Origin of the sequence: Psychrobacter sp. AOP7-B1-24, assembly GCF_052376215.1 — a bacterium.
Classification (GTDB): Bacteria; Pseudomonadota; Gammaproteobacteria; order Pseudomonadales; family Moraxellaceae; genus Psychrobacter.
Map to the genome: position 1 here is coordinate 1 of NZ_JBQSVL010000112.1, position 6,547 is coordinate 6,547.

Below are 6,547 nucleotides of genomic sequence, written 5' to 3' on the forward strand. Positions count from 1 at the left end.
TCTTTTTTTATATTATTTTTTACATAATTGTGATGAAACTGCCAACTGACCCAGACATGGCTAAAAGCCTCTAACCCCACAAATGCTGCTGGCGTATCATAAGGCGCTAGCATCTCAATCACACTCGTCAGCGCTACCAAATTGGGCTGACGCGGCGCACCAAACTTCTGTGATAGCGGCGCACGGTGGTAACCAATGATTGGCGCATGATGATGATTCTCTAAAACAGTACATCCATCAGGCATAAAATCTCTCCAAAACATCCGCCGATAATGACATTTTACCTATCGTCACTGCACTATAAAATAAATACAGCGATACGGATTACCTTTTGCGCAGCCTCTATCTATGGGCAAAGCAAGCAAGAAAAACGTAAACCGTATCCTGTGGTTGCACTTCTTTTATTTAAGGCTGACGATATATAAAACAGCTTGAATACAAAATTATTCACTAACGATATTCCATTTTATCATGCTACATAATCATTGCTAGACGGATTTTTATTTTAAATTTTGCTATTATGAGCGAGAATAATTATTGAGAATGAATTGCATCCAGATTAAGATGTCCGTTATCTCATTAATAATGATTAAAATATACTGCGACATTTGGACACTGCCTGACCATTTAAGCGTCATCATAATAAAAGTTTGATGCAGTGCTATATGACACATTCAATTAATACTATTAACGCAAACAGCGACTATTTAACGAGGACTTTATGTCAAAACTTCGCACCGAAACGGTTACAGAGGTTCATCATTGGAATGACTCTCTATTTAGCATAAAAACCACTCGCGACGACGGCCTACGCTTTCGTAATGGTGAATTTGCGATGATTGGTCTCGTCGTCGATGGCAAGCCACTATTACGTGCTTACTCGATTGCTAGCCCCAACTACGAAGAACAATTGGAGTTTTTCTCTATCAAAGTACCAGATGGCCCACTCACCTCACGCCTACAACACATCAAAGTAGGTGATGAGCTATTGGTCAGCAAAAAACCAACGGGTACACTGGTATTAGACGATTTATTACCAGGTAAGCATTTATACATGCTATCAACAGGCACAGGGTTGGCACCATTTTTGGCTTTGTCACGTGATCCTGAGGTGTACGAACGTTTTGATAAAATCATTTTGGTCCATGGCGTACGTCATGCCAAAGATTTGGCTTATCGTGATATGTTCGAAACCGAGCTGGCCAACGATGAAATCTTTGGCGAATGGTTCCGCGAAAAATTCATTTACTATCCAACTGTGACTCGTGAAGCGTTTAGAAACCAAGGTCGTATCACTGATCTTATGAAGTCAGGCAAGTTCTTTGAAGATATCGGCTTACCACCGATGAATAAAGACGATGACCGCGTGATGATTTGCGGTAGCATGCCATTTAACTCAGAAGTTTCTGCTATCTTAGATGACTTTGGTTTGACCGTCTCACCACGTATGGGCGTACAGGCTGACTATGCAGTTGAGCGTGCTTTTGTTGGATAAGAAAGTATAGAATATATAGATTATTTTGATTTAATCGGAAATTATAGTAAATAATTCTTGACGGCTAAAAATAGCCTGCTATAATACGCAGCCTATACAGAGTTAACCCTGTAGCCCAATTTAATAATGCCTATATAATAGATATTATTACCTAACATGCCAGTGTGATGGAATTGGTAGACATGACGGATTCAAAATCCGTTGCCTAATAAGCGTGTCGGTTCGAGTCCGACCACTGGTACCAATATATAGTTCTATAGTTACTTATAGAATAGCCAAAGCCCCTTATATAAGGGGCTTTGTTGTATCTGTGTGCTAGACTATCTCTAACGATACATACTACTGAAACCAAATCATAGATGCAACGCTACTACCCGCCTTCAAATCTCACTTCAGACGCCACTGCTAATAATCAACTACACAATTTGGGCTATCAAAATATACATTGTGCTCATGGCTTTAGAGCGACAGCGAAGACTATCCTGCAAGAGCAGCTAAAATACCCTCTTGTGCTTGTAGAGATGGCATTGGGTCATACGACTAAAGATCCTAATAGAACTGCTTACGGTCGATTTGAATACATTGATGATCGTAGCGACATGATGCAAAAGTGGGCAGACTATTTAGATGCCCTACGAGAAGATAGAGATACAGCAGAATTTAAAGCGGATGCACAAACCAAAGCTGACTCTACCGCGCAACTGCAAGCATTAATCGATCAGCTTGGAAAGAGTCAAATGTTAGCGCTGTGGAAAAACAAAGGTTAAGATACTGCTTTCTAAGTAAATTGGACCATATACTATCTATTAAAAGACGTTTTATATAAAGACGAAATCATATACGCAGTCATGCATAAAAAAGCTGTGATAATGAATTTTAGATAGTAAACCTATGGCGTGTTATCAAGTAGATAATAAGTCCCAAAAATTGTCTAATACTCAAAGCTCTATCTTTAATTTAACGTTCGATAACCATCACATCCATCTTGATCGCCATTATCACAAGATTTACCAAACCATTCTTTGGCAGTTGCATAATCCTGACGCACGCCTTCGCCTTTGGCATACATCGCTCCAAGGTTATGTTGAGCTTGAGCAAGCCCTTGGTTAGCGGCTTTTGTATACCATTCAATGGCTTTGGCATAATTCTGATGAACACCTTCGCCTGCACCATACATCGACCCAAGCTGGTATTGAGCTTGAGCAAACCCTTGGTCAGCAGATCTTTCAAACCACTCAACCGCCTTAGCATAATCCTGACGCACACCTAAGCCCTTTTCGTACATGAATCCAAAGGTATATTGAGATTCAACAAACCCTTGACTCGCCGATTTTTGATACCACTCAAACGCCTTGGCATAATCCTGACGCACGCCTTCGCCTTTGGCATACATCGCTCCAAGGTTATGTTGAGCCTTAGCATATCCTTGACTCGCCGATTTTTCAAACCACTCAACTGTCTTAGCATAATCCTGACGCACACCATTACCCTCGTAATACATCAACCCAAGGTTAGATTGCGCAGTGTCATTGCCTTGGTTAGCAAGCTTTAGAGTTTGGCTAAAATCAGCGGCCATCGCTGAAACAGAAAGTATTGCTGTTGCCAAAAAGAGGGTGGTTTTACGTACTAACAAGGTATTCAGAAGGGTCATAGCGAGTCTCAAAAGTATTGTTTTAAAGATATATATTTGTGCGTTATTGCCATGATAGCAAGTCTATTTTAGAGCACGTATGCCAGTGAATTTTTTACCAATTTCCATTTAGTATTACGTCTCTTATGGGAGCAATAGGTGGTTTTTGGGTTCTCTACCACCCATTTCAGACAACAAATAGATCATATTATTGTTTAATTTAATAGTTGATAACCATCACACCTTGTAGACCTTTGTCACAAGCATTTTGAAAAAAACCTATTTCCTTAATGTCATCTTGACACACACCTACACTATTCGTGTACATTACTCCAAGATTAAACTCAGTTTGGGCAAACTCTTAGTTTAGTAGATTCGTATAGTAGATTTTTCAATCCACTGTGCAGCTTAGGCACACCTTGACCTAGGTAGTACATCATTCCAAGCATATATTGAGCATCATGATTCCCTTGGCTAGCAGACTTTTCAATCCACTGCGCAGCCTTGGAATGATCTTCACTAACGCCTACGCCTTTGATATACATTAGTCCAAGGTCATGTTGAGCGTCAATATTTCCTTGATTAGCAGATTTCTCAAACCACTCAACCGCCTTAGTATAGTCATAAATAACGCTTTCGCCTTCAACGTACATGAGTCCAAGGTCATGCTGAGCTTGAGCATCACCTTAATCGGCTAACTCTTTTAGCTCATCAGACAGTCCATTTTGCTTATACACTTCCATTTCTTCCGTCATTCCCTGACTGGATTCTTCTTGTGTTTTCTGACAACTAGTAAGCACAAGAGTAAATAAAACAATAGGAAAAATTAACGTTGCTGATTTATTTTTAGTAAAAGTCATATGTTCATCGTCTCGTATTATCATTTGCTCAAATATAAATATAATGTAACTTACAACATATAGAATCTCACTAAACACTTAAGACATACTTTCATGAAAGATAATGACCTAATAGGTTTCGGGCTTGTTTTAATATATCGCTTTCTTTTTTATTACTGGAATAACTGCCTTCAATATCGTTGAACCACATAGCTTTACTGGTATTTTTGATAATTTGGAGCATATTGTCATTCGTAGGCCAGATCATACTAAACCATTCGATGCTTCTTAAAGTTCTCAGCCTGCTCAAATATCTCTTTATAAACCTCTTTTGAATCAACAGGTGGATAGCCCCATTCATCGAGCAATATCATCAAATCAAACTGTAGTTCCGCTTTGATGTCATCACGCTTATTCCAGTCTGTATATTTAGCCTTTTCATCGATGAGCTTTTTCACCTCTTTAGACAGTTCAAGCAGCTTGCCTTCTGGATAGGTAAAGTCATACTTATGCGCCAGTGACAGCAGGATGTCATAAAACTCTTTTTCTTCAAAGTCGATACCCATCTCACCAAACGATGCCATCTCAACCCGTAGCTCGTTATATAGCTTGATGATCTCATCAGAGAAGTCACCAATGACTTCAGCACGCAGTACATCTTAGTCTTTTAAGACTATTTATAACGTCAAAGAGTATAGCAAACTTTACTCAATGAGCGACAATATAAGACTAATGTTTATTAAAATATGATACGATTTATCTTATTCATCTTAATCGACACGGAATAATCCTAATGTTCTTATCTATAAAGCCACTTGCTTTACTGAGCATTGCACTATTATTTAGTACTTCTAGCCTAGCTTCTACTTTGCGATGCCAGCTAGATAAGGGCTACGAGTTACCTGAAGGAATTGAATTTGCTGAACACTGTAGTAAAACTGATATGGATTATGACGATATACTTTGGCTCGTCACTAAGCAACAAGATGCTAACGTTTCAGATAAGACATACGGCTTTGTTAATAATCAAGGCAAAGTCGTTATACCGCTAAAGTTCGACTATGCCGAAGGATTCGTAAATGGTCTATCAAGCGTGTCCCTTGATTATAGCTGGGGGCTTATAGATATTGAGGGTCGCATGATTATACCTAATCAATACGAATACGTTTCTGGACTCAGTGATGGTCTAATCAGAGCCAGTGTGTTTGACGGTAACAGTCGCTATGGCTATTTAAACTTGCAAAACGAAATCGTTATTCCTTTTGAGTACTCCTATGCAGAAGACTTTTACAATGGTTATGCAATTGTTAGCAATAATGGTAAAACAGGTGTAATAGATAAAGATAATAATATCGTAGTGCCGATGATGCCTTATAAATATATCATGCACATCTATTCTGATGAGCCAGAAACCAAAGATTGGCAATTTAGAGTGGCTACTTATGACCCGCCCCGCGTCGCTATCTTAAATAACAAAGGGGAGCGAGTTTTTCCTATTTATCAAATTATAGGGTTTTTTAAGGAAGGTGTGGTCGATGTCAAAAAGGATGGCAAATGGGGCTTTGTCAATAGCGATAATCACACTAAGATAGATTTTATTTATGATGAAGTGTTTCAGTTTTATGACGGTAAGGCATGGGTACTAAAAGAGGGTAAGCAAGGTTTTATCAACTTAAAAGGTGAGATCATCACGCCAATAATATACGATCATATCAGTTTCACTAATATCGTTACTGGTTCAGAGTTTATATCCGCTCGTAAAGATGATACTTATTACCTAATAGATCGGCAAGGGGATGAGATTAAGACAGATTATGATAAGATCGACTCTTTTATTACTGGCTTAGCCCCTGTCATGAAAGCCAATCCTAATAGTCCAACGGGCGAATATTACGGCGTGTTAAACGATAGCGGAGAGCTGGTTATACCCCTAAAATACCCATCATTAAGTGTTGAGTATGGTGGTCAATATCACGGTCTAATAAAGGCAGTAACCGATGACGAGCAGCATTATATACTTGATAGAAATGGCGCTATCATCGCTGATAAAACCGCAGAATACGAAAGGTTAAAGAACTATTAAGTTCATAGCACTTTAAACTATAAATTCTTAATTAGATTCCCTCTATGAAAGCTCACGCTCTAAACCGTCATCTAGTCTCTATAATCAGTCGTTCAGTCGTCACTGCTATGATGAGTCTGACTCTGACAGGATGCTGGCACTTTAACTATGGGGTCGAAAAAGAAAACTCGCCTATTCCTTATGACAACGAATACTTTTATGAGGGCGATAAAGTCCCTACATACGAGTTTGACAGTACCTTGTATAGGTTAGATGGTGATAAAAATGGCTACAATTATGTTGAAATCATGCACCTTAACGACTTAGATAACGACAATAATGCTCATCTCACGCCTCGTAACATTTGGCGCAAATCACGCCTAAATTTTAATTTCTCTAAAGACTCTGCAGCAGAGCTAGTAGAGGACTCCGTCATTTTAGAGCATTATTCTGAGGATGGCAGACTATATCAGCCTGCAAAGAGAGTCTCTAATTTGGAAGGCTGTATAGGGACAACTGAT

The 6,547-nt window shown here is 39.1% G+C and carries 9 protein-coding genes, 1 tRNA gene and 1 pseudogene; 5 read left to right on the plus strand and 6 right to left on the minus strand.

Features of this window, described 5'->3' with window-relative positions; genetic code table 11:
- A partial coding sequence (locus ACT3QP_RS13820; protein ID WP_444525898.1) for a TrmO family methyltransferase domain-containing protein occupies positions 1–245 on the minus strand: 245 nt, incomplete at its 3' end.
- 476 nt (positions 246–721) lie between these two features.
- On the opposite strand from ACT3QP_RS13820, the gene ACT3QP_RS13825 reads away from it, so the two are divergent.
- From ACT3QP_RS13825 to ACT3QP_RS13835, 3 genes are all read left to right on the plus strand, one after another.
- Entirely contained in the window at positions 722–1,495 is a 774-nt protein-coding gene (locus ACT3QP_RS13825; protein WP_444525899.1) for a ferredoxin--NADP reductase, read from the plus strand.
- 158 nt (positions 1,496–1,653) lie between these two features.
- A tRNA-Leu gene (locus tag ACT3QP_RS13830) sits at positions 1,654–1,739 on the plus strand.
- A gap of 115 nt (positions 1,740–1,854) precedes the next feature.
- A complete protein-coding gene (locus ACT3QP_RS13835; RefSeq protein ID WP_444525900.1) occupies positions 1,855–2,262 on the plus strand; it encodes a tyrosine-type recombinase/integrase in 408 nt (135 codons plus the stop codon).
- 185 nt (positions 2,263–2,447) lie between these two features.
- On the opposite strand, the gene ACT3QP_RS13840 is transcribed toward ACT3QP_RS13835, so the two are convergent.
- The 5 genes and pseudogenes from ACT3QP_RS13840 to ACT3QP_RS13860 form a co-directional block, all read right to left on the minus strand.
- A complete protein-coding gene (locus ACT3QP_RS13840; RefSeq protein ID WP_444525901.1) occupies positions 2,448–3,146 on the minus strand; it encodes a tetratricopeptide repeat protein in 699 nt (232 codons plus the stop codon).
- Between the two features lie 323 nt (positions 3,147–3,469).
- Positions 3,470–3,697 carry a tetratricopeptide repeat protein gene (locus tag ACT3QP_RS13845; protein WP_444525905.1) on the minus strand — a complete coding sequence of 76 codons (228 nt, stop codon included), beginning with the start codon at positions 3,695–3,697 and terminating at the stop codon, positions 3,470–3,472.
- A gap of 12 nt (positions 3,698–3,709) precedes the next feature.
- Positions 3,710–3,793: pseudogene (locus tag ACT3QP_RS13850) on the minus strand (sel1 repeat family protein); the annotation flags it as partial.
- 18 nt (positions 3,794–3,811) lie between these two features.
- Positions 3,812–3,985: a hypothetical protein gene (locus ACT3QP_RS13855; RefSeq protein WP_444525902.1), complete on the minus strand. Its 174-nt coding sequence runs from the start codon at positions 3,983–3,985 to the stop codon at positions 3,812–3,814.
- Positions 3,986–4,233: 248 nt separating this feature from the next.
- Positions 4,234–4,617 (minus strand): type I restriction enzyme endonuclease domain-containing protein, encoded by a 384-nt coding sequence (locus ACT3QP_RS13860; protein ID WP_444525906.1) that lies wholly within the window; start codon positions 4,615–4,617, stop codon positions 4,234–4,236.
- A 140-nt stretch (positions 4,618–4,757) separates the two neighbouring features.
- Here ACT3QP_RS13860 and ACT3QP_RS13865 point away from each other — a divergent pair, with 140 nt between their 5' ends.
- Together ACT3QP_RS13865 and ACT3QP_RS13870 are read left to right on the plus strand one after the other, a co-directional pair.
- On the plus strand, positions 4,758–6,047 hold the full coding sequence (locus tag ACT3QP_RS13865) for a WG repeat-containing protein (protein WP_444525903.1): 1,290 nt from the start codon (positions 4,758–4,760) through the stop codon (positions 6,045–6,047).
- Between the two features lie 44 nt (positions 6,048–6,091).
- Positions 6,092–6,547, plus strand: a 456-nt coding sequence (locus ACT3QP_RS13870) for a hypothetical protein (RefSeq protein WP_444525904.1), incomplete at its 3' end; no start/stop codon positions are given.